A 22,938-nucleotide genomic window follows, 5' to 3' on the forward strand; every position below is an offset into this window, starting at 1 on the left:
GGCCAATGGTGGAGGCGTACGAATGGATCCGATAATCGCTGAGCAGCTCGGCCGCCCCCACCCGCTCGCCCGTCATCTCGACGATTTCCTCACCGACCTGGCCAACACCGGCGCCTCCGCCCACACCCTGCGCGCTTACCGCAGCGACCTGATCGCCTTCGCCGCCCACCACGGCGAGGAGATCGGCGAGCTGACCGCGACGCCGATCCGCGCGTTCCTGGCCGAGCTCGCCGAGCTGTCGCCGGCCAGCCGCAAGCGCAAGCGCGCCGCGATCGCCTCCTTCACCAAGTGGGCGGTCCGCCACGACCTGCTGCAGGCCAACCCGATGGACCGGATCGACACCGTCAATGTCCGTTCCAGATGAAGTTGGCGGATGGGGCAGGGTCTGACCTGCGGCACGACGCCTCGACCCGGACGGTTTCGAGGGAAGCCGTTCAGGTTTTCTTGTCAGTCGGGAGAGAAGGCCCGTGAGGGGGCAACCGTACACAAACGATCTTTCAGCCATGAAAGATCAACTAGCGGTGCTCAGTCTCGGTGCCTGCCTACGCAGGCGTCCTGGCAGCGTCACCAGCTATCGACCACGACTCGTGGCCGGCAGTGGTCCGGCGGAGTGGTCACAGATGACGCTGCTGATCGCCGTTCAGGGCGCGGCGGCATGCCTCCATCAACTCCGGACGATTGCGAGCTAGCTCGCCCAGTGCGAACAGGATCACCGCCCCGAAAATGAGCACCACCGAAGTTCGGGAATAGACGGCGACGGCCGGGCAACTGCCCGTGAACCCGAGTCTGTCGACGACCAGCGAGGAAGCATGGAACGGGAGGAGCGGCGCAGCGGCGGCGACGGTCAAGCAGAGCGCCGCAAGCCAGGTGAGTCGTGCCGGGTTGCGCCCGAGAGACGGCTGCCCTTGGAGGAACGATCGAAAGAGCCGATACAGCAGGACGCCCGCCGCAAACGCGCAGATACCCATCAGAAGGTCTTCGCCGTGTGCGGCGATCTGCTCGGCGACGGTGGAGTTCGCTGCCAGCAGCGTGCCATCCCCGATGGTGTACACGGCGCCTGCCACTGAGATATCCGAGCCGCTCGACACCTCAATAGGAAGCTTGTGGGGTATGTCCCGGCAATGCACGGATACCACTCCGTGCGCCTGTCCAGCGCCTTTGATCGCAGACGCCAGCCCCCAGATCGCCGCAACGATCCCCGCCAGCAGCGAGAGGCTGGCGAACCATCCCACAAGCGCGCGATTCACGCGATCTCCCCGCCCATCGCATCCATCCCGTTCGCCCGCGAACACGGCCTGAGGTTAGTTGCCATCGCTCAGTTGCCCGGCTCCCCCGGGTGGAGGTCTTCACCACGGACGACAGGGCGAAGTGGTTCAACCTCATCCACGAATCGGCACGTCAAGCGCTTCGGCGAAGAGCTCCAGTCCTTCAGGCAGGCTCCTGACCCCGGTCAGCTTCACATCGAAGGGCAGATTGAACGGGATGGGGTAGGAGATCAGTTGCGCGACCTGGTCCGGGACGGGCACGCCCTGAATTTTCTCGGCCTGGAGCTTGATCCTCCCGTCGGCGACTTCGACCCGCATCTCGGCGTTGAACTTCACCTTGCTCGCCCCGATCGTCACCTCCCCCGAGGCCGTGAGCCGCTGCCCGTTACCGCCGATCTTCACGCCGCTCGGAGCGTACTTGTCGATCGTCGCCCTGGACAGGGTGCCGCTCATGGTCACGCGACCGGCCTGGATATTGGCTTGATTCTGCAGGACGTCGGCGAGGGGTGCCCTCACGTCGTACGCAACACCCCGCAGATTCTTGACCGGCACGCCGCCGTAGCTGAAGGTGCCGAGATTGAACCGCACCTCTGGATAACGCCCCGACATGGCCTGCGTGAGAAACGGGATGCCCTCGATCGACACGCTCGACGTGCCGGAGAGGTTGGGGACGGCGGCGATTCTGTTCGCCATCTCGCGCTCGACGCTCGCCACGGCGACTCGGTCGATGATGAGGAGGACGACGAGCGCGATCAGGACAACGATCACCTTGCGCATGGGGCACTCCGCATCCGCCGACGGCCGCGGAAGGTCTTGGCTGCCGTTCCAGCATCACTCATCGGTCGATGGCCCTCTGCGCGAGCGACCTAGAACGGAAGGCGGCAACCAGAAACCCGGCGGACCCCAGCCCCAATAGCGCGATCCCCCACAGCCCAACCGTCATGAGCTGGGGGAACATCGCCAGCATGACCGGCGAGAGCACAACTACGGTCCTGCGCCCTACCGGAGACTGTGCGGCCACTCCGCAGACCACCGCACTCAGCCCGAGCGGGAGTAGTTCGGGCAGCACTCCGAACTCCCGGAGGTCGGCCCCCTTCAGTTGCAAGGTCACCACGGCCACCACCAGAGCCGCCCCGGACCACGCCAGGATCCGCCCGCGCCCGACCAGCGACAGCCCTCGCCGCGGCTGCGCCACACCGGTTAGTGCCGCCGCTACCAGCACAAAGGAGCCAACGATGCCGCCGAGTGCCACCCTCATATCCAAGGAGACGCCTGTGGCCGACAACATCGACATGGCGACCATGGCCGCGCTGAAGAGGAGTGCCCAGATCCACGCGACCGCCGCAGCAGGCCAGCGGCGATTGGTCCAGGCCAGGAAGACGGTCAGGATGCCCATCAAAAGCATCTCACCACTGACGGCGCCCAACTGAATCTGGTAGGCGAGCAACACTATGGGGCCGACCACCGCGACGACACGCATCGCATCGCGCCACCGCGCCATGGACTCCAGCCCGAACGCCCAGCGGACGCGGATCGCAGCGCCACCCTTGAGGAGGTCGAGGACGTCACGCGGCTCCGGACGACTCTGCCCTGCCCGCGCCGCCGCCATCAGCACATTGAGCATCTCCTCCTCGTGCCGCTCCCGATGCGCGCGCGGGTACCAGCGGAGGAGGCGGCGGTAGCGCCGTTCCAGGTTGCTCACGCGACACCTCCGGCGGGGCGCGGGTACAGCCGGGCGGCGGCGGTCCTGACGTTGCGCCGCAGCCTTTCGACTTCAGCGGCCAGACGGGCGCCGCCCTCGTCGGTGAGCCGGTAGTAGCGCCGCAACCGCCCACCGACGATCTCCTCCCGGTCCTCCGCGATCAGTCCTTCGGACTGGAGCCGGTCCAGGGCAGCGTACAGAGTGCCGGCCCGCAACCGGACCTCACCCTCGGAGATCCTCTCAACATCGACGATGATGCCGTAACCGTGCTGAGGCTCCGCGGCCAGTGCGGTCAAGATGAGGAACGAAGGCTCCTGTAAAGAGCGCAACTTAGACACAGGATCTTTATATACCGATAGTCGGCACATTGGAAGATCGAGAAGTCGACTCCTCAGCGAAGCGGTGAGTGGCGCCTCCATGCCTGGAACGGCTCCACGCTGCTGGCCCGTCTAGGGAACAGCTTTGAACCGGTCTGTGGTGCGTTGGCTTTGCCAGATCGCGCCGGCGAACTGTTCCATCAGGGTGCTCCATTCGCGAATGACGACCGGGTGGATCGTGCGATGGTGCAGGATCACCTGACCGGGGCGCCGCTTGCGGGAGAACCACAAAACGGCCTTGTCATGGCGCTCGCGGTTGGCCCGGGTGACAGTCGTGTCCAGGTGGCCAGGCCGGCGATGCCCCGGTGCGGCGGCGAATGTGGTCGGGGGCGGGCTGGGCGGGCGCCAGCAGTCTTGCTCGATCCAGTGAGCGATCGGGTCGCGTTCGCCGCGCGGCTGGTAGAGGGGGTCACCCAGCCGCCAGCCGATCTCTGTGGTGAAGCGGCTGAGCTGCTCATCGTCTCCGGCGGCCAGGCGGCGCCAAGTCGGCGAGCCGAGGAGGGCCGCGATGCTGATCGCTTCGGGATAGATGGCGGCAAACAGCCTGGACGCGCTGAAGGTCTCCTGCTCGGTGTTCTTCGGGATGAAGACGAACGAGCGAACGTTCCAGACAGCCTGGTTGAGAGCCATGCCGGGGTTGCCGTCGGGGTCCTGTTCCCAGAGATGGGCGCAGATCATGAAGGCGGTCAGGACGGCGTCGTAGGTGCTGGCCCAGCCGTGGCGGCGGACCAGGCGAAGGTGCCGCCGTTGGGCGGCGACGATGTCAGGGAAGATCTCCAGGTGCGGCCCGGGATGGTTGATGTCGGGCGGCCCGATCCAGTACTGGTGCCGGGTGCAGACGTAGCGATGGTGCGGGAAGAGTCGAAACACCGGGCCGCCGGGGTAGCGGGCGTCACAGTGGCGGCAGCCGAGCTGCGGGATGTGACGGAACGCTTCCCAGGTTGGGGGCGGGTCGCGAAGCTCGGGTAACGCGCCGGCCAGATGGCCGGGCGGGCGGCCGGTGAGCGCGGACAGCTGGTGGATGTCGATGGTTCGCCGGGCCGGGCTGGGCGTGGGGACGCTGACTCGTTTCCAGAGTTCGTCGCCGTCCAGGCCGTGCAGCGCGGCCAGACGAGCGAGGTAGGAGGCGACGGTTTCGTGCCGTGCCGGTGGGACCGCGATCGGCAGCGCGCGTGGTCGCATCAGCTCGCGGCGTCAGCGGCCGCGCGGACGGCGCGAGCGCGCGCGGGGAGGTGCGGCTGGGACGCGGCGCGCTCGGCGGCGTAGTCGACCGGGACGACGTCCAGGAGCTCCTGGGTGATGCGCTCGGTGCCGGTCTCGGTGGCCAAGATGGCCGCTCCGCGCACCAGCTGGGACAGACTGCCGATCATTCCGCCGCTGCGCCGGTAGAGGTATTCGGCGAGTGCCACCAGGGCGCCGGCGGGTTGGTCGTGCAGACGCAGCAGGCTCTCCAAGGTGGCGATCAGCGAGCGCCAGGTCTCGCGCTGCTCGGCGGTGCCGTAGGCGAACGGGATGGCGGGGATGACGGTGAACCGTCCGGCGATCTGACGGCCCCGCACCCCGGCGAACAGCCCTTGGGCTTCGACGTCGATGCCCGCGTAGACGAACGTGGCCGGAAGCCGTTCGGCGAAGTACTTCAACTGGTCCGACACCTCGGCGCCGGTGCGGGTGGCGATGCTGATGTTGTGGATCTCATCGACACAGACCAGCTCGACATGGGTATGCGCGGCCGTGTGGCAGACCGCGTTGACAACGTCGGTGATGTTGGCCCGGGAGGGCAGTTCCAGCCCGAGGAAACGGGCGAACTCGACCGCGACCATCCGCGCGGTCGCCGCCGGCGGGACAGTGACGTAGATGACCGGCAACCGGTGCCGGTCACCGCGGTGGCGTTTGCGGATGTGACGTTCGTGCGTGCGGCCCAGCTGCGTCAGCGCGGTGGTCTTGCCGGTGCCGGACGCGCCGGAGATGATGACGCCGCGGCGGGCCGACACCTGCCGCCGGTTGAGCTGGACCAGCAACCGGCTGGTGTTGATGACCTGCCGGATCGTCGGGGTGTTCACCAACGGCAGGTCGCCGTGGTAGTCGCGGCGAGCCTCGTCATAGACGGCACGTTCACGACGCGACAGCGCCAGCATCTGGTCGGGGGCGAGCAGCACTGGCGGGGTCGGCTGGTAGTCGACGAAGAGCCGCCAGCCCTCCTTGGTGGTCAGCGGCGCATCCGGAGGAACCTCATCGTCGCCTCCGCCGGTGGCATCGGCAAGGGCTGGCCAGGGGTCGAAACCGCGCGTCATATCCACCTTTCCGCTTCCGCTTCCGCGTCGAAGATCCCCAGCGGCACCACCGTGCCGGTCAGCGCCTCACCGGACTCTTCCACCGCCTCGGGCAACTCAGGTGACTGCGTGCCAGCAGGTTCCAACGCCGGGGGACGGTGAGCCGCCGCGCCAACGCGCGTGCGGGCCACGACGCGCGCCCCGGCACCGTCCAAAAGCCCATCTCCGCCCTCGGCAGGACCGGCCTGAGCCCGAGTTAGCAACGCGTCCAGCACTCGCGCCACCACGGTTTCGTTGGTGTCATCCAGCCCCGCCTCGGCGGCCAGGTGGCGGGCGTAGCGCCAAGTGAAATCCGCAAACGGCACCGCGACCATCGGCAGGTGCGTCCACGGGGCGCTCACCCAGCCGTCCGGCGTGCGTACGAACACCTGCGACAGGTCGTAGGGGTCATAATGGATCTCCCACAAGCCGTTCTTGGCGGCTACTCCCGAGTGCTGCAACCGCCACGGGTTCAGCTCGGGGCAGTCATAGGTGCGGTAGTCGATCTGGATCCCGTAGGCGTTGATCTTCTGCCACTTCACCGGCAGCAACTCCAGATAGTCCTCACCCGACAGCACCAGCGGCAGGTAACCCGCCGCGGCGACCAGCGCGGCGTAGCGATCGTTGGGCGACATCGCCCGCCGCGGCGAGAACGGATCGCGCAGCGCGTCGTGCGGGCGATGCTGCCAGCCGCAGATCAGCCACTCATCCAACAGATCCTGCAGTTGCGGGACGGTCCAGACAGCCTCCACCGCAGAGCCACGCAGCGTCGGATTGGACCCGGATCCGCTCGGACCGGCAGTCCGGTGTCGGCCAGCACCATCACATCGATCGGCGTCGAGTCGATCTGCACCTGCTCGCCCGGGCGGGCCGCCAGCGTCGGCGTGAACGCCCCGGCAGGCCGGTTGGCCGTCTGCCGCCGAGTCACCGCCGAACCGAAGGTGTGCCGTCCCGTGGCCAACCGGTCGATCAGCTTGTAGAACGTGGTGCGACCCGGCAACGGCACCACCCCGGGACCGTGGGTGTTCTCCACCGTCTTGACCACCCGGCGGATCAACCGCGACCGCGCCCCCGTCGACGTGTGCGTCTCAGCGTCCAGCACCTCCTGGATCGCCGCGACCAGGCGGGCATCGGCTCGCCCGGTCGTCTCCCCGGCCCGGGTAGCTCGCTGATCCACCAACCCCCACAGCCCCTGCTACTGGTAACGCGCCCGCATCCGTTCCACCGTCCGCGCGCTCACGCCCAGCTCGGTCGCCTTGGACTTGATGCGCTGCACCAGCGAATGCGCCGCCGGGTCGTACTCAGGCCGTGGCTCCACCTCCGCCCCGGCCCCTGGCGGCAGCCCCGTCTCGACCTCCACCACATGCCGCTGCCATTGCTTTGCCGCGGCGAGCACGTCCTCGGGCAATCCTTCCAGCAGCCCCAGCGGCTCGATGGCCGGCAACGGTGCACCCTCCACCAGACCGAACCCAGGCGATGCCATCAAGTACGACGCCAGCACCACCGACTCGGCGCTCTCGCTGGAGAGCAGCCGTACCGACGTGCCGGCCAACGCCACGACCTGGTGCTCACCACCGTCGAAATGCACCCAGTCGCCTGGCCGCAGCACCGCACCCATCAGACGGCCCGCCCGGTCGCCGAAATGTGCGCCAGCGGATGCAACGGCACCGACAGATCGGTCTCCAACTCGTGCTGCCACAGCAGGTGAAACAGCACCGGCAGCACCGCGATCGGATCACCGACTGCCTGCGCCCCGGCCATCAGCTCCGCCGGCTCATCGAAGGCCGCCAACAGCGTGGCGGCGAGCTCATCTCGCGCGTGCCGCGGATGCCGATAACCCGACAGCCACCGCACGTTCGCGGCCACCACCGCGTCCACGGCGCCAACGACGCAATACTCCCAGCCCAGCCGCTCGCACGCCCGCCGCGTAGCCTCGAACTTCACCGCATCGCGCGGCTTGATCCGCTCCAGCGGCCGACAGTCCACCACCATCGCCGAACCGTCCGCGCGCCGCGCGAAGTAGTCCGGCGCGTGCGAGCGCACCTTGCCCTCATCCGTCGACCACGACAGCCAAAACGGCTGCGAGGAGATCCCGACCACCGTGGGGTCGAAGTCCAGCATCATCAGGTGATCGCGTTCCAGCCAGGACTCATAACCCACGTGCCCGCCGACGGTCGCAGACCACCACAACCCCGGGAAGTTCCGCTGCCCCTTGTACGAGGCAAACCCCCGAGCCGGCGATGCCGCCTCGAACCGCACCCTGCCCGCCTCATCCAGCGAGATGCGCCGCAAACCGCCGCCCTCAGCGACGTACCGGACCTCAAACTCCCCGACCCGCGGAGGCGCGTCCATCCCGCCGGCCAGCGCACGCAAAGCCGTCATGGCTGAGCATTCTGCCTCACCAAGATCGGAGCCGAAGGCGGAACCCGACAACTCAACCTGAACACCGACACGAGCACCGACAACAACACGCGAACACCGACAGCTTCAACTGCAACCGACACACGGTGACGACCTTGCCCCGGTGCACCTGGCCGACCTGCACCTTGCAGCCGGCCACCTTCAAGCTGCCGTTGCTGGCCACCACCCGCTCCACCCGCGGGAACCCATCCGGCGCGACCGGCGACGCACCGGCCAACCGAACACCATGCAGCCGTCCACGCCGAACCGGAGCCAGCGGCGACGGCTTGGTGCGCACCAGCACCCCATCGGCGATCACCTGGACGGTCTGCGCGTCGATCCGTAAGGTCACCCGCCGACCGGCCAGCGGCAGACCGACACTGAGCAACTTGCCCGCCAGGCCGACGCAACCAGCGTTGTTCACCTGCCGGTCGACCTCGACCACCGCATCAGCCGGCAACGGCCCGCCAGGCAGCGCATTGGCCGGCAACGCACGACCCGCCCGGCCCCCACCGGCCATCAACCGGCCCAGGTCGCCGCTGGTAAGCGTGACCGGGTGGGTCTTGAGCAGTTCCTCGCCGCAGAGGACGTGCATGGTGGTGTTGCTGGCCCAGATGGTCACCTGCTGCCCCGCCCGCGCCCGCCCCAGCCAGATCTGACGCCCACACGCGCCCAGATTCCCGCTCGGCGGCACCCTCCGCTCGAACTCCACCGCCACCGGCACCGCCCCGACGACCAGCCCGCCACGCCCTACCGCAGCCTCGCGTGTCATGCCGGCGCGCCCGGCTGCCGATCCCGCGGCCGGCAACGCCTCCAGACCGGGCGGCAGGTGCAACGGCGGCTCCACGCCGGTGGAGCCCTTGCCCTGCACCGGGCCGGTGAACAGACCAGCCGGGACGGCCATGTCCAGCGCCTGATGCGGCCGCACCGTGTTGTAATCGGCCACCCAGGCATCCAGCGCCAACTGCGCATGCTCCAAACCGTCGAACGGTCCGTGGGCGGCCAGGAACTCCTCCCGCACGGTCGGATGCCAACGCTCAACCTTGCCCGTCGTGGTCGGCGAGCGCGGCTTGGTCGTCCGCGCGATGATCCCGTTCTCCCGGCAGATCCGCTCGAACAGCACCTCACTCGGCCGCGGCTGGGTGAACCTGCCGGTGAACTGCTTGCCGTTGTCCGTGAGCACCTCCTCCGGCACCGCGAACGTCCGCAGCGCCTGCGCGAAGGCCCGGCACACCTCCCGCGCCGAGGCCCGCGTCACCAACCGCGCGATCACCACGAACCGGGAATGATCGTCGATACCCGAGATCAGCTTCAACTCCCGGCCGTCGACGAGCATCACCCCGCCCATGATGTCCAGCTGCCATAACTCCATCGGCCGCCTCACGCTGCCAGCGCACATACGACGACCGCGGCCGACGCCGCGCCCCGGGTACGACCAGCCCGTTCCGCGCCAAGATCCGATACAGGGTGACCAGCGACGGCACCGGCACCACATCCCGCCGCTCCAGCTCGTAAGCCAGCCGCTGCGGCCCCCACCGCGGATGCGGCCGGCGCAGCTCACACACCAAAGCCTCCACCGAAGCCTCGGTCCGATGCGGACACGACCCCGGCCGATGCGACCGATCAGCCAGCCCCACCAGCCCACCGTCCCGATATCGGCGCAGCCACGCATGCACCGACTGCCGTGACACCCCATGCCGTTCGGCGACCTCGACCACCGGACAGCCCGCCCCTACTTCCAACACAGCGCAATACCGCTGCTCCATGACGCTCAACTCCACCAGCGCCAACCCGACCTCCCAGATGATCGCCACCGATCACCCAGGAACGCAGGTCAGTCGAAGGGGTGTAAAGCATCAACCGAAGCTCAGGTGTCATGTTGGTTCGAGTGGAGGTGAGAGACCTTTCCCTCCAGTCTGTCGCAGCAGGTTGGTGAAGCTGAGGGCAGCGTTGGCGTACTACCGGTAGGAAAACACCATCGCGGGGAAGACCTCGCCGGCGGCGACGAGGGCGGCGCTGGCCAGGTGGCTCTCGCTGATGATCTTCCGGCAGTGCACTTCGCTCATACGTTCGACGCTGGGGTGCCTGTCACCTTGATCACCACCGCCCGATTTAGGTGTTTTGCGCGTTACGGGAAACCGCCTCGTAGGCACAAGCGCTGCTCCGCCGCTGACCGCGCCAGCCAGGGGCACCCTGAAACGCCAGACGGGGGCGGCGCTATCACTACCCAGGGGGCCAGTAGTCACTATCTGTAGTCAAATTAATTCATAGAGTTAGCATATGGTGTGTCCCAAAGCCGCAAGCGAAAGGACACGGCACATGCTTACCCGCCTCACACGGATAGGTGCCATCACTGCCCTCCTGGGTATCGTCGCCGCGCTCGGCGTGGCCAGCCCAGCCAGCGCCGACATCAGCTTCGCTGACTGCAACGACTACGGTGGCGTTGCCGTGCCGAGGCAGACCAGGGCAATCGTTGGATGGAACGACTGGGAGGGCAATACGGGGCCCATCTGGGGTACCAGCACAGAGTATTGGTGCGAGGGCGGAAACAACGGCGGCCAGAAGATCGCCTGGCGAAGCTGACGCCTCGCGGGCGGGCCGCCCTTGAAGACGGCGGCCCGCCGCACGGTCCGCAGCCTGGTGTCTAGAAGTCTTTGAATGGTAGTGCGACCTCTGCGAAGCGGACGCGCGCGCGGGGTTGGCCTGAAGGGTGTCAATACTCCGTTCACGACCGTGAGCTGCGGGTTTGTCTTGGCTTCCAGGTCGGAGCAGTAGCTGGGTCGGGCATGCTCCAGCTCGTGGCGCTCCGTCTCTTCTATCTGATCTTCTGCCGCCTCGTGGGCTGGCTAACGCTTCCGACCCGTAGCAACGCGACCTAGAACATGGAAATCCTCGTGCTGCGGCACGAGGTCGCCATGTTGCGCCGTCAACTTGGCCGTCCGAGGCTGTCGTGGGCAGATCGGGCGGTGCTGTCCGCGCTGGCCCGCAGACTGCCGGAGATGATGCGGGCACAGCGACTGATGACGCCGGGGACGCTGCTGCGCCGGCACCGGCGTTGGGTCGCGCGTCACTGGACCTACCCGAACCGAGGGATGGGACGGCCTGCGACCGATTCGGCGGTCGTGGCGTTGATCCAGCAGCTGGCGCGAGAGAATCCTCGCTGGGGCTACGAGCGCATCCGTGGCGAACTACGGCATCTGGGCCATCAGGTGAGCGGTGCGACGATCCGTCGGGTCCTGAAACGGGCGCGCTTGGGGTCCGCCACCGCGACGTGCCGACGACCGCTGGCGAGACTTCCTCCGCTCCCACGCCGCGAACACGCCGGCGTGTGATTTCTTCACGGTGGACACCGTCACGCTGCGCCGGTTGTACGTCTTCTTCGTCGTGGAGGTCGGCACCCGATTCGTACACGTGCTCGGCGTGACCGCCCACCCCGAGGGCGTATGGGTTGCCCAGCAAGCCCGAAACCTCCTCACCGATCTGCAAGACCGGGCCAGCACGTTCCGGCTCCTGAACCGGGATCGGGACACGAAGTTCACCGACAGCTTCGATGAGAGGTCTTCGCAGGCGACGACAATCACGTGCTGAAGATCCCGCCACGGATGCCTCGCGCAATGCGTTCGCCGAGCGATGGGCCCGCACCGCACGCACTGAGCGCACCGACCGACTGCTGACCTTCGGCGAACGGCACCTCCATGCCGTGCTGGCCGAAAGCGTTCCGGAAGATCGTCAAGGACGCCGGGATGCCCGCCTACTACTGGACGCCCCGGGAGATGCGGCACAGCTTCGTCTCACTGCTCTCCAACTCAGGCGTCCCCCTGGAGGAAATCGCCCGGCTCGTCGGCCACAGCGGGACGGCGGTCACCGAAGCCGTCTATCGCAAGCAGATCCGCCCCGTACTCCTGCAAGGAGCTGCGGCGATGGACACGATCTTCGCCCGGTAGTCACTCACCCATGCGAAAGGGTGCCACCCTTTTGAGTGACACCCTTACCGACCAGCTAAAACCTGGTCGGGACGACAGGATTTGAACCTGCGACCCCTTGACCCCCAGAACGTGGGAGTAGGCGTTTCCGCACGTCAAGCGCACCCCTGCACTGAGCTCGACATTCGCCGACCTGCATGTTGTCTCGCGAACGGCATAGCGTGTGGTCCCAAACTGGTCCCAAGAAATCACGCCTCAGCCTGTCCCGTGCGGGCCCACGCCGAGCGCGAACAGGATGCAGCGATTGACGGACGGTCACTCTGAGCCCTTCCAGCCTTCCCTTCGCCTGTGGTCCCCGGCCGAAACGGGCACCCTTGGGCTTTCCTCTGGGCTCCGCACCCCACGGTCACCCGCGACGCACGCCAGAGCGGGGACAGGTCTCAGACACTGACCTGGATCACGGTCCCGACATCGCCGGGCCTCCTTTCTCGTGATCACTCACAACGTGCGACCTCATGTCGCAACCGAACGTGTCCCCAGCCGCCATCTCGGCCCACAACCCTGCAGAACCTGGATTCTGGCTTGTCGGCGCTACTTGGCGGCTGGGAACACCTTCAGGAGGAGGACGCCAAGTAGGCGGAGGCGGCGGCGCTGAGCGCCGACGGGTCGGCGACGGCCAGCGCCTCCAGGGGCGTGTCCCATGGGGCGAGGTGAAGGACGAAGGCGATGAGCCGCCGTACCACGTCCGGCCCGCCGGCTTCGGCGATCGACAGGATGGCACGCGCTCGCCGCTGCGGGTGGACGATCAGGGCCGCGTGCTCGGCGAGGGAGGCGAGCAGGTGCGTCAGATCTTCGGCGTGGGCGCTCGCACCGGCCCAGCCGACGTTCCCGGCGAACGCCCGCAGCCGTTCGTTGATTGCGCGTTCGCCGTGGTCGTGACCGTGGGCGTGGGCATGGGCGGCGCCGTGCCGGGTCTGGACGGGGCCGCCCGGCCGGCCGTCCCCGGCAGACGCCTCGGAGTGCGGTGCGTCCGTCCCCGAGCAGGCCGACGCCAGTTCGGCCAGGAGCCGGGAGCTCTCCGCGTCGTCGTGGGTACGGCGCGCCAGCGTCCGCGCCCGGTCCGCGAGGCGGCGGGCGCGGTCGGGCTGGCCCGCCGCGGACAGCGCCTTGACCAGCTCGATGAGCGCGCGGGCCTGCGCCGTCGCGACGATGATGGAGGGGGCGAGGATCTCGGCGCGGTCGAAGTGTCGGGCATTGGCCAGGGCGATGACCAGCGCGGTGAGCGTCCGGTCGCGCGGCGCGGGTTCGGGGATGGCAGTGAGGCTCTCCTCCGCGCGAGTGAACTGGCCAGAGGCGATGTACGCCTCGCTGATGCAGACCAGGGCGTGCCCGGCGCCGGAACCCGGGAGGGAGCGGGCCAGGGCCTCGGCGCGCACCGGCTCCCCAACCGTGGCCAGGACCCTGGCCAGCGTCATGACGGCCGGCGCGTTGATCGCCGCGCCCGCCTGCGCTCGGGACGCGGCCCTGACGGCGAGCTCGTGCGCGGTCTCGGCCTGGCCCGCGCCCAGCAGGGCCTCGGCCACCTCGATCACGTTCCCGATGTCCCCCCGGGGGTCGGCGGTGATGGCGGTCCCGACCTCGACGGCGAGGCCACGTGCCTGGTCGAGGTCGCCGGCCGCGACGAGATTCTCGATCAGGCGGACCATGCGTCGCGCCTGATGCCCCGGGTCGACGCCGGCGCGGACCATCAGCTCAGCCCGGGCCGCCAGGTCGCGGGCCTGCTTCAGCTCACCGGCGGCTGCCAGCCGCTTCGCCTGCTCGGCCGCCACCCATACCCGCCAGTGGGCGTCCTCGATCGAGGCGGTCAGCGCCTCGGCCCGTTCCGGCTCGTCCGAGCCAGTCGCGGCCACGGCCAGCGCGGCCAGCGCCTGCATGCGGGCCTGCGCCTGGGTGAAGGACCGGGCCAGGTCCCAGGCGTCGCCGAGGCCCCACAGCCGTTCCCACGCTGAGGCCAGCCGCGCCAGTGCGCGCGCACCCTGACCGGTTTCCGCGACGGCCTCGGCCACGTCCCGCGCGCGGACGGCCAGGTCGCGCGCCCGGTCGAGCTCACCAGCGGCCACCAGGACGTCGACGAGCTCGATCATGGCCCAGCCCCGCCAGCCCGGATCGCGGAGGGACAGGGCCATCGCCTCAGCCCGATCGAGGTCACCGCAGGCGGCGATGGCGCCCACGAGCTCCACCCGGGCCCACACCCGCCAGTAGGGGTTGGTGACGGATCCGGCCACGGCCTCGGCCCCCGCCAGATCGCCGACGGCCGCCCTGGCGCGAATCACCTCGATCGACGCCCGGGTCCGTTCCCCCGGGTCATCGATGGCCGCGGCCGCCGCCCCGGCCCGGTCGGCGACCCGGCGTGCCCGTTCGAGATCGCCGCCCGTCCAGGTCGCCACCGCCTGCTCGACCAGGGCCCATACCCTGCGGTAGGGATCTGCGAGCGAACCGGCCAGCGCATCGGCCCGGCCGGCGTCCCCGATGGCCACAGCCGCACGGATCAACGCGACCCGCGCCCGTGCCCACTCGTCGGACAGACTGATCGCTTCTTCCTCGGCCAGGTCGAGGAGCTTTCGTGCCTGACCGAGGTCCCCCGTCTCGGCCTGCGCGCCGGCCAGTTCCGCCAGGGCTTCCACCCGGCGGTGGCGGTCGGTGATGGACCGGGCCAGAGCCTCGGCGCGCACGGGATGGCCAAGCATCGCCCAGGCCGCGGGCAGGTTGGCGGAGACGTTTGTGTTGCGCTGGGTGAGGTGGTCGCGCTGCGCGGCGAGGACGAGCATGGTCGCCAGGTCCGGGTCCCGCCACAGGCAGATCACGCCCTGCGCCGTCGCGATCTCGTTGAGCGCGGCGATGTCCCCGCCGGTGATGTCCAGGATCCGCTCGTGCCGGGCCTGATCCAGCGCGCACGCGATCAGGCGGTGGTCTTCACGGGTTTCCGCGAGGAGCTGGAAGTAGCCGTGCAGCAGGTACTCGGGAGTGTCCGCCGGCCAGCCTCGCCCGCGATAGCCGTCCGCCCAGACGTGCAGCCGCTCGCGGAACTCCGCCAGCCGCCCGTCGCCGAGGTAGCGCAGCGCGGCCGCGCGCAGGTCCTCATGCGCAAGCACGTAGACGACCACTCCCGCGTTCGGCTGCCACAACGGGCTGCGGCTGGCGAACGTCCGCCCGGCCACCGTGTGCAGCCGCTCCTCGACCTCCCACTGCGACAATCCGGTGAGGGCGGCCAGATCCGACCCGCTGAGCCCGCCGCCGGCCGCGGTGACCAGCCCCAGCAGGTCCCGCTCCACCGGGGCGCCGTGCAGCAGGCGTTTGAGCTCCCGTTCGGCGTCCATCCTGATCACCCGGGCGTGCGCGGAGGGCTCCAGGCAGCGCGCGACCCGCGGGTCGCGCAGCGGATGATCGTGCGGGACGTCCCTCGGGACCGGCGGGTCAGGCCGCCCGGCGACGACGATCCGCGCGCCCGCCGGTGGCCTGGGCGGCAGCAGGGCGGCGATGCTGTAGGCATCGGGCCCGGACACGACCCCTGGTCCTCGTCGATGCCGTCGACGACCAGGACGAGACGCTGCCCGTCGTCCCGGCAGCGCCGGGCCGCCATCTCCAGCAGGCCGAGAAAATGGGCCTCACGCGTGGCATCGGTCAGGAAGGCGGGCATCGGCTCGGCGGCGATCTCGGCGAGCTGCTCCATCACCACGTTGGTGAACGCGACCCGGTCGGCGTGGCCGGCGAAGCGGGCGGTGATGAAGAAGGACGCGATGCGCAGCCCGGCCGGCGGATGGAGCGCGAACCAGGACGTCAACGCCGACTTGCCCGCCCACGCCGGCGCCTGCCACCACTGGTAGGCGGGGCCGTCCGCGGCGGTGCAGAAGGCGGTCAGCTGCGCCAGCTCCCGCTCGCGGCCGATCAGCTCCACGGGAGCGATGCGTGCGACCTGATGCCGGTAGGCCGACCGGGGCACCGGCGCCGGCGCCAGGTGGATGTCCCCGGTGTTGATGCCGCTGATGGCCACCCCGTGCGAGGCCAGGGCCTGGCCGGTCTGCCTGGCAGTGCCCCTCATCCCCGGCACCGGTTTCCCCTCGCCCTGCGAAACATTCATCGATCACCCGGTCTTCGGTGTGGTTCTCCGGCGGCTGCGCCATCCATGCTGTCTCACGCGCGGGGGCCTGGCGGCGCCGGCCCGCGCGGCTCCCCGGCTCCTGGGGGCGGTCGTGTCAGTCCAGGTGGAGACCGGTGTTGGCGTCGCCGCGGCCGGAGGCTCGCGCGTCGCCGGTATGGTCGACCTGCACCTCGCCGGCCACGGCCGTGGTCCCTGACACGCCGGTGTTGGCCGTGCCGCCGTTGGCCACCGCCCGGCCGGTACGCGAGACCCGGACGCGGGTGCGAGCGGAGCTGGGCAGCGCCGCGTATATCCCGACACCGACCGCGGCCAGCCCAGCCAGGGCGGACAGGGAGCTCGCCAGCTTGTTCGCGTCGTCCCAGCGCAGCACCGCCAGCACCACCGCCGCGATGACCACCAGGGCCGCCGTCACCAGGATCACCGTTCGTCGTGCGTTCACAGCGGCATCATCGTCCCTCGCCTGCCCGCGGGACAACGCCCGGTCGGATGGCCGTCCGGACCGTCATGTGGGAGGCGGGCCGCAGGGCGCGGGTGTGTGCTGGTCTCCGTCGGGCCTGCGCGATCATTGTGGCCCGGTGGCCTCGAACAACTTCTCCGCCTCCATCAGCGCCTGGCCGAGGGCGCCGGGGCTCCGGCCCCAGCGCGGCCACGAGGTCGCCCACGCCACGCAGCCCCGCCCGCTGCAGGAGCCGCTTCTCGTTGGTGACCCACTCACCGCGCGCCGCCGGCACCGCGTGCGCCACGCACATGGCGGCGGCGGCCAGCGCGCCCGCGACGTCGATGCCCTGACCGCGCCGCACGTACTCGCCCCTGCCGTACGGGAGCGTCATGACCGCGCGGCCACGCCACACCGGCGGGGCCGCCTCGTGCAGCGCCTGCGGAATTCGGGGCGCGGCAGGTCACCGCGGAGCACTTGGTTGACGGCCGGCGTTCGCAGTATGCCGAGTCGGCGAGGCTCTCGTACCCACAAGATCGGCAGCGCATTGTTGCCCCAGGTCAAGGGTACCTCTCGCCTTTTGGGAGGGTCAGGTTCGGGGTCTCCGTAGCATCCGCCGAACATCCAACGCATTTGGCTGACCAGCAGAAACGGTGGCCCGGGCTCCTGGCTCATCGGCTGGTGACGCCGGGCCCGCTGCTGGCCTGGCATCGGCGTCTGATCCGACGCCGATGGACGTATCCGAGCCGCTCCGGCCGCCCAAGGACGAGCAAGGAGATCCGACAGTTGGTGGTGCGCCTGACGCGGGAGAATCCGGCCTGGGGGCATCGCGGGGTGCACGGTGAACTCATCCGGCTCGGCTACCAGGTCAGCGAAGCGACCGTACGCCGGATCCTTCGCAGCCGGCGGGTCGGCCCGGCTCCGCGAAGCACCGGCACCTCGTGGAGGACCCTTCTGCCGGCTCAGGCGCACGGTTTGCTGGCCGTCGACTTCTTCCATGTTGACACGGTCTCCTTGATGCGCCTGTACGTGCTGTTCGTAACGGAAGTCGCCACCCGGCGCGTGCACATCCTGGATGTGACCGCCCACCCGACCGGAGCCTGGACGATTCAGCAGGCCCGCAACCTGCTCATGGACCTCGCGGACCGGGTCAGATCCTTTCGCTTCCTCATCCGCGACCGAGACGCCAAGTTCACCGGTGCCTTCGACGCGGTCTTCGCCGGCGCGGGCGTGACGGTGCTGAAGATCCCGCCGCGCACACCGCGGGCGAACTGCTACGCCGAGCGGTGGGTACGCACCGTACGGGCCGAGTGCACCGACCGCATGCTGATCTACGGCGAACGGCATCTGCACTCGGTGCTCGGTGCTTGGTGAGTACGTCGATCACTACAACGGGCATCGGCCGCACCCGTCCCGCGCGCAGCGGCCACCCGATCACGACGAGCAGACCGCCGTCCCGCTGGAAGGCCGGATCGAACGCCGGAGAGTGCTCGGCGGACTGATCAACGAGTACCACCGAGCCGCGTAGCTGCCCCGGAGAACACCCAGCTCAGGCCCTACGTGAGGAGTTTGAAGCGGTACACGGTTGCGAGGTAACTGGCCATCGGCTCCTTGGCGTCCCAGACGTACGTGGCGCGGTCACCGGTGCTCCTGCGCGAGATCAGGTCACCGTTGGCGACCGCCACTCTGGTACTCGGCACCGTCACCGAGAAGCGGTAGGTGGCCTTGTCGGTCATGTGGTGGTTGCCGGGGTACCAGGTCATCGCGCCCTGGGGCTCGTTGGCGTTGAACACACCGTCGCTGGTACGGATCCAGCCGCCGCGTGAGCCGTCGGGGTCCACGACGTGCTTGGGCCTGCCCTTGTAGGTGACCACGATCGTGAAGGCACGGCCCGAGGCGAGCGCCGCGACGGGCGTGACGGCGAGTTCGGTCCCGCCTTGGGTGAAGGTCGCGGGCGCGCCGTTCACCGTCACCTCGCTGACGCCGAGGTCGGCGGTCAGGTCCAGATTGAACCTGCTCAACTCCTGCGTGGTGCGCGCCTTGATGGTCGCGACGCCGCGAAGGACGTTGGAGCTCGGGTTGTAGTCGAGTACGAGATCGTAGTGGCCCGCGTCGTAACCGCCGTTGCCCTGCCCGGGAAAGTACGGATCTCCCCCACCGGCGTCGCCAGGCGCGCCCGAGGAGGCGGAGACCGTCAGGAGGGCTGCTGCGGCAAGCGCCAGAGATCGCTTCATAGTGAACATTCGACAGCCAGATCGCTCTTGTTGCAAATTTTTTCCTGTCTATCTACAGGGATGCCGAAAAAGTGACGGTAAAGCCGAGGCTCCGGTACAGGCCGACGGTGCCGGTGGGGCTTTCGGCGTCGACGTCGAGTACGGCATGGTCCAACCAGTCAGCCCGCAGTCCTCGCAGCACATGGGCCAGCAGCGTGCGGGCCAGCCCCTGTCCTTGCGCGTCCCGCCGTACTCCGACGGCGTGATGTAACCGAACGGCCCGCCGCGCAACGGCCATTCCCCTGCAGCACGTCGACGAGGACGAACCCGACGATGGATATGAACTGCGTCAGGGAGCGACGGAGGCGTACGCCTCGGCCAGTTCCTTCCAGATCTCCACGGCAGTATCGGCGTTCATGCGGTTGGCCACGACCATCAGGGTCACGCCACGCGTCAGGTCGGTCGCTCCCATCGAGCCGAATCCGCCGTACCCGCCCGGGTGGCCCTGCCAGACGCGCCCGCTGACCTCGGCCCGCTCGGTGGCCATCCCGTACGTGTCGCTCTGCGCGGCCGCCTGCGGAGACGTCCTGATCATCTCTTCGATCGTGTCGGGCCGAAGGAGCCGCTTCCCGACGAACAACGCGTCGAGGAACTTGGCCCCGCCGAGCGCGGTGCCAGCGAACAGCCCGTCCCCGAACGGCAGGCCGTACAAGTCGGTGGGGATGCCCGTGGCGCCGAAAGCAGTGAAGAAGTCGACCAGCACGCCCTCCTTCTCGATGGAGTAACCGTGGGCCAGGCGACGGAAGGCTTCCTGGGACCGTTCGGCGGTCAGCGACTCGTTCGTCACCCCTGCCGGTCGGAGGAAGTGCCGGAGGTCGCGCTCGAGCGCCTCGTCTCCGCCGGACATCCTGGTCAGCACGTACGTCAGAACGAGGAATCCGGCGTTGGAGTACTCAAACCGCTCGCCGGGGTTGACTGGCTGGAAGATGCCCTTCGCCAGCATGGCGAAGGTGTAGGGCTCGTTCGGATCGTAGTGGTCGCCGCCCTCGAACAGCGGAGCGGTCTCGGGGAGCTCGTACAGGTCCGGGTAGCCGGCGGTGTGCGTGAGCAGCATCCGGGGCGTGACCACGTCGGAGCCCGGAACGTCCTGCCCGACATAGGCCGATATCGGGTTGTCTAGGGCCAGGACCCCGCTTTCGACCTGGCGTAGGGTGTACGTGCACAGAATCAGTTTGCCGAAGCTGGCGAAGCTGAACATCGTCGAGCCGGTGACCGGCGCGGGCGGGTCGTTGATCGCCTTGCCGGAGTTCGCCGACCAGATCAGCTCGCCGTCGCACATCGCGACCGCCTGGACGCCCGGATCACCGAACTCCGCGGCCGCCCTGGTGAACGCCTTGTCCAGGGCAACCCGAACCGGCCCCTCCCCGACTCCGGCCGCCGCCGTGTCCTCCGGAGGAACGCGCTCGCCCGCGGGCAGGCTGCTTTCCGACGTCTTGACCATTGCTGTCCTTCCGTGGGGTCTGCGGTTCTCTTCTTGGATGAGTTCGCACCAGTGTGAATCCGGTCCTATGACTGAGCTTTGGCGGGAGCGCCAAGAGTCCAGCCACACGAGTGACGCAACCGCCAAACTCCGCAGATTTCGCAGCGTCCGGCTGCCCTGGTCACGGAGCCGGTCGGAGAAGCCGCCGAGATCAAGGTTGACGGCCAGCGCGGTCGCTCTCGCCTCGGCTGTCTCGGCGAGCCGATCGGCGCGGGCGAGCACGACGACGGGCCACATGAGCGGCTCCGCGCGCCCGGACAGAAGCCCAGCCGCGCGGGACAGAGCGGCGAGAGCCGCTGCCCGTCGCCGTCCTCCGGCACCCAGTCACGCTGACCACGCCAGGCGCGAAGATGGCGCGAGGTCGGCGTAGGCGCGACGCAGATCCAGCAGCCTGCCGAGTTCAGCGTCCGCTACGACGTCCACCGCATGACGGAGGTGTCCTCCTCGCCCGACGAGGAGTATCTGATTTCAAGTTCAACGGCCACCCCTACTTCAACATGCGCCTGGAGGTGCGCGGCGACATCTCCATGTCAGTGGAGACGCGCAGCACTTCGTTAATTCTGCACACTATCGTAGCTGTTACGATAGTTTCATGAAAGCAAGACGTTGGGTCAAGCGACTCTGGATCTCCCTCGCCTGCGTGTTCGCCCTGGTGGCCGGGCTCGGGGTGTGGGTCGTCGTGCAGAACGACTTCGCCGTGCGCGAGGTGCAGGTCACCATTCCCGGACCGAAGCACCCACTGAAGGCGGTGCTCGCCCTGCCGACGGAGGGGGAAGGGCGGCGGGGACTGGTCGTCTTCGCTCACGGGGATGGTGAGGCGGACGCCTCCCGGGACGGGTTCTACCGGCCCATCTGGGAGGCGTTCGCACGTGCCGGCTACGCCTCGCTGTCCTGGAACAAGCCCGGCATCGACGGCGCGCCGGGGAACTGGCTCCACCAGAGCATGAGCGATCGCAGCGCGGAGGTGGAAGCAGCGCTGGACTGGGCCAAGAAGCAACCGGAGATCGACCCGAACCGGCTGGGCCTGTGGGGGATCAGTCAGGGTGGCTGGGTGCTGCCCAAGGTGGCGGGAGAGCGTACCGACCTGCGCTTCATGATCCTGGTCGGGGCGGCGGTGAACTGGTTGCGGCAGGGCGAGTACAACCTGCGGACAGAACTTCGTGAGCAGGGCGCACCGGAAGCCAAGCTCGACAGCGAACTCCGTCGGCGTGCCGCTCAGATCCGCCTCCTGGAGAAAGGTGTCGGATATGACCAATACGTCGCCTCCGGTCTGGACAACCCGCCGATGAGCAAGGACCGTTGGGGGTTCGTGCTCAAGAACTTCCGCGCCGATGTGACCGACCAACTGCCGAAGGTACGTACGCCGACGCTTCTCGTACTCGGGGAGCTCGACCGCAACGTCGACGTCAAGGAGACCGAAGCCGCCTATCGAGCAGGCGTCCCCCGGGACCTGCTCACGGTCGCGAACCTCCCGAACGGCTCCCACAACGCGGTCAAGAACGAACTGGACAACCCCGACAGCCTTTGGGCCGTGATCACAGCCGTCGCCGCGCCTCGCTCGCTCTACGTGCCCGGCTACCTCGACATGCTCACCGAGTACGCGAAAAAGCACGGGCGCTGACCACGAAGGACCACGGACCAGAGCGCTCGCGCCGGTAGGCGGCCGCCGCCTACCGGCGGGCCCCTGCCGTGCGGGTCATGTCGTCGTAGAGGCGGAACACGCGGGTGCTCTCGCGGCTGTCCGGGGCGGCGGCCTCGGCCAGAAGCGCCCAGCACTGGGCCAGGAGCGCCCGGGCCTGACCGCCCGGCCAGGGCTGAGGGAGCAACTGGGGAGGCAGGAGGGGGTCGGGCTCTATGGCGCGGGTGAACTCGGCGGCCAGCTCCACCGCGATGGTCAGCCGTTCCGCCTCCGACAGACCGGCGTGGTCGCGGAGGCGATCGAGGCGCGGCTCCGCGATGGCGGTGAGCCGGTGGTAACGCTCGGCGATCTCGGCCAGGGGCCACAGGGCGCGAGCGAGTGCGGCCGGGTCGTCCTCCTCGCCCTGGCGCAGGTCCCGGCTGGTCGCGACCGTGAGATGGCCGAGAACGCCGAGGTCGCGGGCGTGGTCCTGGACGTAGGGTTCCCACGGGTTGGCGCTGATGTACAGGCCCCCCTGGATGGGAGCTCCGCCCAGGCGGGTGAGCGCGGCACGCAGGGCGTCGCGGGCGGCACGGGCGGTCTCGGGAACGGCGAAGGCGACCAGGTGCCAGGTGCCGTCCCAGGGGGCGAGCCCGGCGTCCTGGCGGAAAGCGTGGGCGACGAATTCGACGTCGAGGCCCAGCATCCGCTCTGTGGCGCCGGTGGCCCGCAGCGTCGCCTTGCGTCCTCGGCCTTCGTGGGTGAAGCGCCCTTCGGCGACCAGCCGTTTGATGCACAGGCGCACCTGTTGGTCGGTCATGCCCAGCAGGTTGCCGGTGGCGTAGAGTTCGCCCGTGTCGACCGTGAGGTCGGCGCGGACGAGCGCTTCGACGAGCATCCGGGTGGGGACCTGGACGTCGGCTCCCGGGATCTGGGGTTCGGCGGTCATGCTGCGGGCCTTTCGAGTACGGCCGGGCGGCACGCCGGGATGGCGAC

Annotated in this window: 27 protein-coding genes and 1 pseudogene; 8 read left to right on the forward strand and 20 right to left on the reverse strand. The window is 68.9% G+C overall.

Features of this window, described 5'->3' with window-relative positions; all coding sequences use genetic code 11:
• Window positions 1–22 precede the first annotated feature (22 nt).
• Entirely contained in the window at window positions 23–364 is a 342-nt protein-coding gene (locus ACNF49_RS41055; protein ID WP_482941127.1) for a site-specific integrase, read from the forward strand.
• 250 nt (window positions 365–614) lie between these two features.
• Here the strand turns inward: ACNF49_RS41055 and ACNF49_RS41060 are convergent, their stop codons facing one another.
• The 12 genes and pseudogenes from ACNF49_RS41060 to ACNF49_RS41115 form a co-directional block, all read right to left on the reverse strand.
• Window positions 615–1,247, reverse strand: coding sequence for a hypothetical protein (locus ACNF49_RS41060; RefSeq protein WP_482941128.1), 633 nt, complete (start codon window positions 1,245–1,247; stop codon window positions 615–617).
• Between the two features lie 132 nt (window positions 1,248–1,379).
• Complete coding sequence (locus ACNF49_RS41065) at window positions 1,380–2,042, reverse strand: LmeA family phospholipid-binding protein (RefSeq protein ID WP_357785849.1); 663 nt, start codon at window positions 2,040–2,042, stop codon at window positions 1,380–1,382.
• Between the two features lie 58 nt (window positions 2,043–2,100).
• Window positions 2,101–2,967, reverse strand: a complete 867-nt coding sequence (locus ACNF49_RS41070) for a hypothetical protein (protein WP_482941129.1) — start codon at window positions 2,965–2,967, stop codon at window positions 2,101–2,103.
• Window positions 2,964–3,263, reverse strand: coding sequence for a PadR family transcriptional regulator (locus ACNF49_RS41075; RefSeq protein WP_482941130.1), 300 nt, complete (start codon window positions 3,261–3,263; stop codon window positions 2,964–2,966). Before ACNF49_RS41075 ends, ACNF49_RS41070 begins: the two co-directional genes overlap by 4 nt.
• A gap of 153 nt (window positions 3,264–3,416) precedes the next feature.
• Window positions 3,417–4,526: a TniQ family protein gene (locus ACNF49_RS41080; RefSeq protein ID WP_482941131.1), complete on the reverse strand. Its 1,110-nt coding sequence runs from the start codon at window positions 4,524–4,526 to the stop codon at window positions 3,417–3,419.
• Window positions 4,526–5,635: a TniB family NTP-binding protein gene (locus ACNF49_RS41085; RefSeq protein WP_482941132.1), complete on the reverse strand. Its 1,110-nt coding sequence runs from the start codon at window positions 5,633–5,635 to the stop codon at window positions 4,526–4,528. Before ACNF49_RS41085 ends, ACNF49_RS41080 begins: the two co-directional genes overlap by 1 nt.
• The gene (locus ACNF49_RS41090) at window positions 5,632–6,366 is read right to left on the reverse strand and encodes a Mu transposase C-terminal domain-containing protein (RefSeq protein WP_482941133.1); all 735 of its coding nucleotides are present in this window, start codon (window positions 6,364–6,366) and stop codon (window positions 5,632–5,634) included. Before ACNF49_RS41090 ends, ACNF49_RS41085 begins: the two co-directional genes overlap by 4 nt.
• Window positions 6,351–6,755 (reverse strand): hypothetical protein, encoded by a 405-nt coding sequence (locus tag ACNF49_RS41095; protein WP_482941134.1) that lies wholly within the window; start codon window positions 6,753–6,755, stop codon window positions 6,351–6,353. The genes ACNF49_RS41090 and ACNF49_RS41095 overlap by 16 nt, the downstream gene beginning before the upstream one ends.
• 93 nt (window positions 6,756–6,848) lie before the next feature.
• Window positions 6,849–7,271, reverse strand: a complete 423-nt coding sequence (locus ACNF49_RS41100) for a hypothetical protein (RefSeq protein ID WP_482941135.1) — start codon at window positions 7,269–7,271, stop codon at window positions 6,849–6,851.
• A complete protein-coding gene (locus ACNF49_RS41105) occupies window positions 7,271–8,035 on the reverse strand; it encodes a TnsA-like heteromeric transposase endonuclease subunit (protein WP_482941136.1) in 765 nt (254 codons plus the stop codon). The genes ACNF49_RS41100 and ACNF49_RS41105 overlap by 1 nt, the downstream gene beginning before the upstream one ends.
• A gap of 52 nt (window positions 8,036–8,087) precedes the next feature.
• Window positions 8,088–9,425 carry an integrase core domain-containing protein gene (locus tag ACNF49_RS41110; protein WP_482941137.1) on the reverse strand — a complete coding sequence of 446 codons (1,338 nt, stop codon included), beginning with the start codon at window positions 9,423–9,425 and terminating at the stop codon, window positions 8,088–8,090.
• A gap of 91 nt (window positions 9,426–9,516) precedes the next feature.
• Window positions 9,517–9,819: pseudogene (locus ACNF49_RS41115) on the reverse strand (helix-turn-helix domain-containing protein); the annotation flags it as partial.
• 553 nt (window positions 9,820–10,372) lie between these two features.
• Between ACNF49_RS41115 and ACNF49_RS41120 the strand changes: the two are divergent.
• The 3 genes from ACNF49_RS41120 (at window position 10,373) to ACNF49_RS41130 (ending at window position 11,641) form a co-directional block, all read left to right on the forward strand.
• Window positions 10,373–10,636, forward strand: coding sequence for a hypothetical protein (locus ACNF49_RS41120; protein WP_482941138.1), 264 nt, complete (start codon window positions 10,373–10,375; stop codon window positions 10,634–10,636).
• Between the two features lie 299 nt (window positions 10,637–10,935).
• Window positions 10,936–11,385, forward strand: a complete 450-nt coding sequence (locus ACNF49_RS41125) for a helix-turn-helix domain-containing protein (protein ID WP_482941139.1) — start codon at window positions 10,936–10,938, stop codon at window positions 11,383–11,385.
• Between the two features lie 10 nt (window positions 11,386–11,395).
• Window positions 11,396–11,641 carry a hypothetical protein gene (locus ACNF49_RS41130; protein WP_482941140.1) on the forward strand — a complete coding sequence of 82 codons (246 nt, stop codon included), beginning with the start codon at window positions 11,396–11,398 and terminating at the stop codon, window positions 11,639–11,641.
• On the opposite strand, the gene ACNF49_RS41135 is transcribed toward ACNF49_RS41130, so the two are convergent.
• Window positions 11,631–11,786 carry a hypothetical protein gene (locus tag ACNF49_RS41135; RefSeq protein ID WP_482941141.1) on the reverse strand — a complete coding sequence of 52 codons (156 nt, stop codon included), beginning with the start codon at window positions 11,784–11,786 and terminating at the stop codon, window positions 11,631–11,633. The genes ACNF49_RS41130 and ACNF49_RS41135 overlap by 11 nt on opposite strands.
• Before the next feature lie 10 nt (window positions 11,787–11,796).
• Here ACNF49_RS41135 and ACNF49_RS41140 point away from each other — a divergent pair, with 10 nt between their 5' ends.
• A complete protein-coding gene (locus ACNF49_RS41140) occupies window positions 11,797–11,997 on the forward strand; it encodes a tyrosine-type recombinase/integrase (RefSeq protein ID WP_482941142.1) in 201 nt (66 codons plus the stop codon).
• Window positions 11,998–12,590: 593 nt separating this feature from the next.
• On the opposite strand, the gene ACNF49_RS41145 is transcribed toward ACNF49_RS41140, so the two are convergent.
• The 3 genes from ACNF49_RS41145 to ACNF49_RS41155 form a co-directional block, all read right to left on the reverse strand.
• Window positions 12,591–15,539 carry a hypothetical protein gene (locus ACNF49_RS41145; protein ID WP_482941143.1) on the reverse strand — a complete coding sequence of 983 codons (2,949 nt, stop codon included), beginning with the start codon at window positions 15,537–15,539 and terminating at the stop codon, window positions 12,591–12,593.
• Window positions 15,540–16,229: 690 nt separating this feature from the next.
• Window positions 16,230–16,574 carry a hypothetical protein gene (locus ACNF49_RS41150; RefSeq protein ID WP_364417656.1) on the reverse strand — a complete coding sequence of 115 codons (345 nt, stop codon included), beginning with the start codon at window positions 16,572–16,574 and terminating at the stop codon, window positions 16,230–16,232.
• 7 nt (window positions 16,575–16,581) lie between these two features.
• Window positions 16,582–16,965, reverse strand: coding sequence for a hypothetical protein (locus tag ACNF49_RS41155; RefSeq protein WP_498703315.1), 384 nt, complete (start codon window positions 16,963–16,965; stop codon window positions 16,582–16,584).
• Between the two features lie 392 nt (window positions 16,966–17,357).
• On the opposite strand from ACNF49_RS41155, the gene ACNF49_RS41160 reads away from it, so the two are divergent.
• Together ACNF49_RS41160 and ACNF49_RS41165 are read left to right on the forward strand one after the other, a co-directional pair.
• Window positions 17,358–17,945, forward strand: coding sequence for a hypothetical protein (locus ACNF49_RS41160; protein WP_482941144.1), 588 nt, complete (start codon window positions 17,358–17,360; stop codon window positions 17,943–17,945).
• The gene (locus ACNF49_RS41165; RefSeq protein ID WP_482941145.1) at window positions 17,935–18,099 is read left to right on the forward strand and encodes a hypothetical protein; all 165 of its coding nucleotides are present in this window, start codon (window positions 17,935–17,937) and stop codon (window positions 18,097–18,099) included. The genes ACNF49_RS41160 and ACNF49_RS41165 overlap by 11 nt, the downstream gene beginning before the upstream one ends.
• Before the next feature lie 28 nt (window positions 18,100–18,127).
• Here ACNF49_RS41165 and ACNF49_RS41170 read toward each other — a convergent pair whose 3' ends face one another.
• Genes ACNF49_RS41170 through ACNF49_RS41180 form a run of 3 tightly spaced genes read right to left on the reverse strand, consistent with a single transcriptional unit; the run spans window position 18,128 to window position 20,561 of the window.
• Entirely contained in the window at window positions 18,128–18,805 is a 678-nt protein-coding gene (locus ACNF49_RS41170; RefSeq protein WP_482941146.1) for a gluzincin family metallopeptidase, read from the reverse strand.
• A 52-nt stretch (window positions 18,806–18,857) separates the two neighbouring features.
• The gene (locus ACNF49_RS41175) at window positions 18,858–19,082 is read right to left on the reverse strand and encodes a GNAT family N-acetyltransferase (protein WP_482941147.1); all 225 of its coding nucleotides are present in this window, start codon (window positions 19,080–19,082) and stop codon (window positions 18,858–18,860) included.
• A gap of 51 nt (window positions 19,083–19,133) precedes the next feature.
• Window positions 19,134–20,561 (reverse strand): serine hydrolase domain-containing protein, encoded by a 1,428-nt coding sequence (locus tag ACNF49_RS41180; RefSeq protein WP_482941148.1) that lies wholly within the window; start codon window positions 20,559–20,561, stop codon window positions 19,134–19,136.
• A 403-nt stretch (window positions 20,562–20,964) separates the two neighbouring features.
• Here ACNF49_RS41180 and ACNF49_RS41185 point away from each other — a divergent pair, with 403 nt between their 5' ends.
• Window positions 20,965–21,945 (forward strand): alpha/beta hydrolase family protein, encoded by a 981-nt coding sequence (locus ACNF49_RS41185; protein WP_352321285.1) that lies wholly within the window; start codon window positions 20,965–20,967, stop codon window positions 21,943–21,945.
• Window positions 21,946–21,994: 49 nt separating this feature from the next.
• Here ACNF49_RS41185 and ACNF49_RS41190 read toward each other — a convergent pair whose 3' ends face one another.
• Window positions 21,995–22,891: a PaaX family transcriptional regulator C-terminal domain-containing protein gene (locus tag ACNF49_RS41190; protein WP_482941149.1), complete on the reverse strand. Its 897-nt coding sequence runs from the start codon at window positions 22,889–22,891 to the stop codon at window positions 21,995–21,997.
• Window positions 22,892–22,938: the final 47 nt, after the last annotated feature.

The organism is Actinomadura sp. ATCC 39365 (assembly GCF_054392275.1).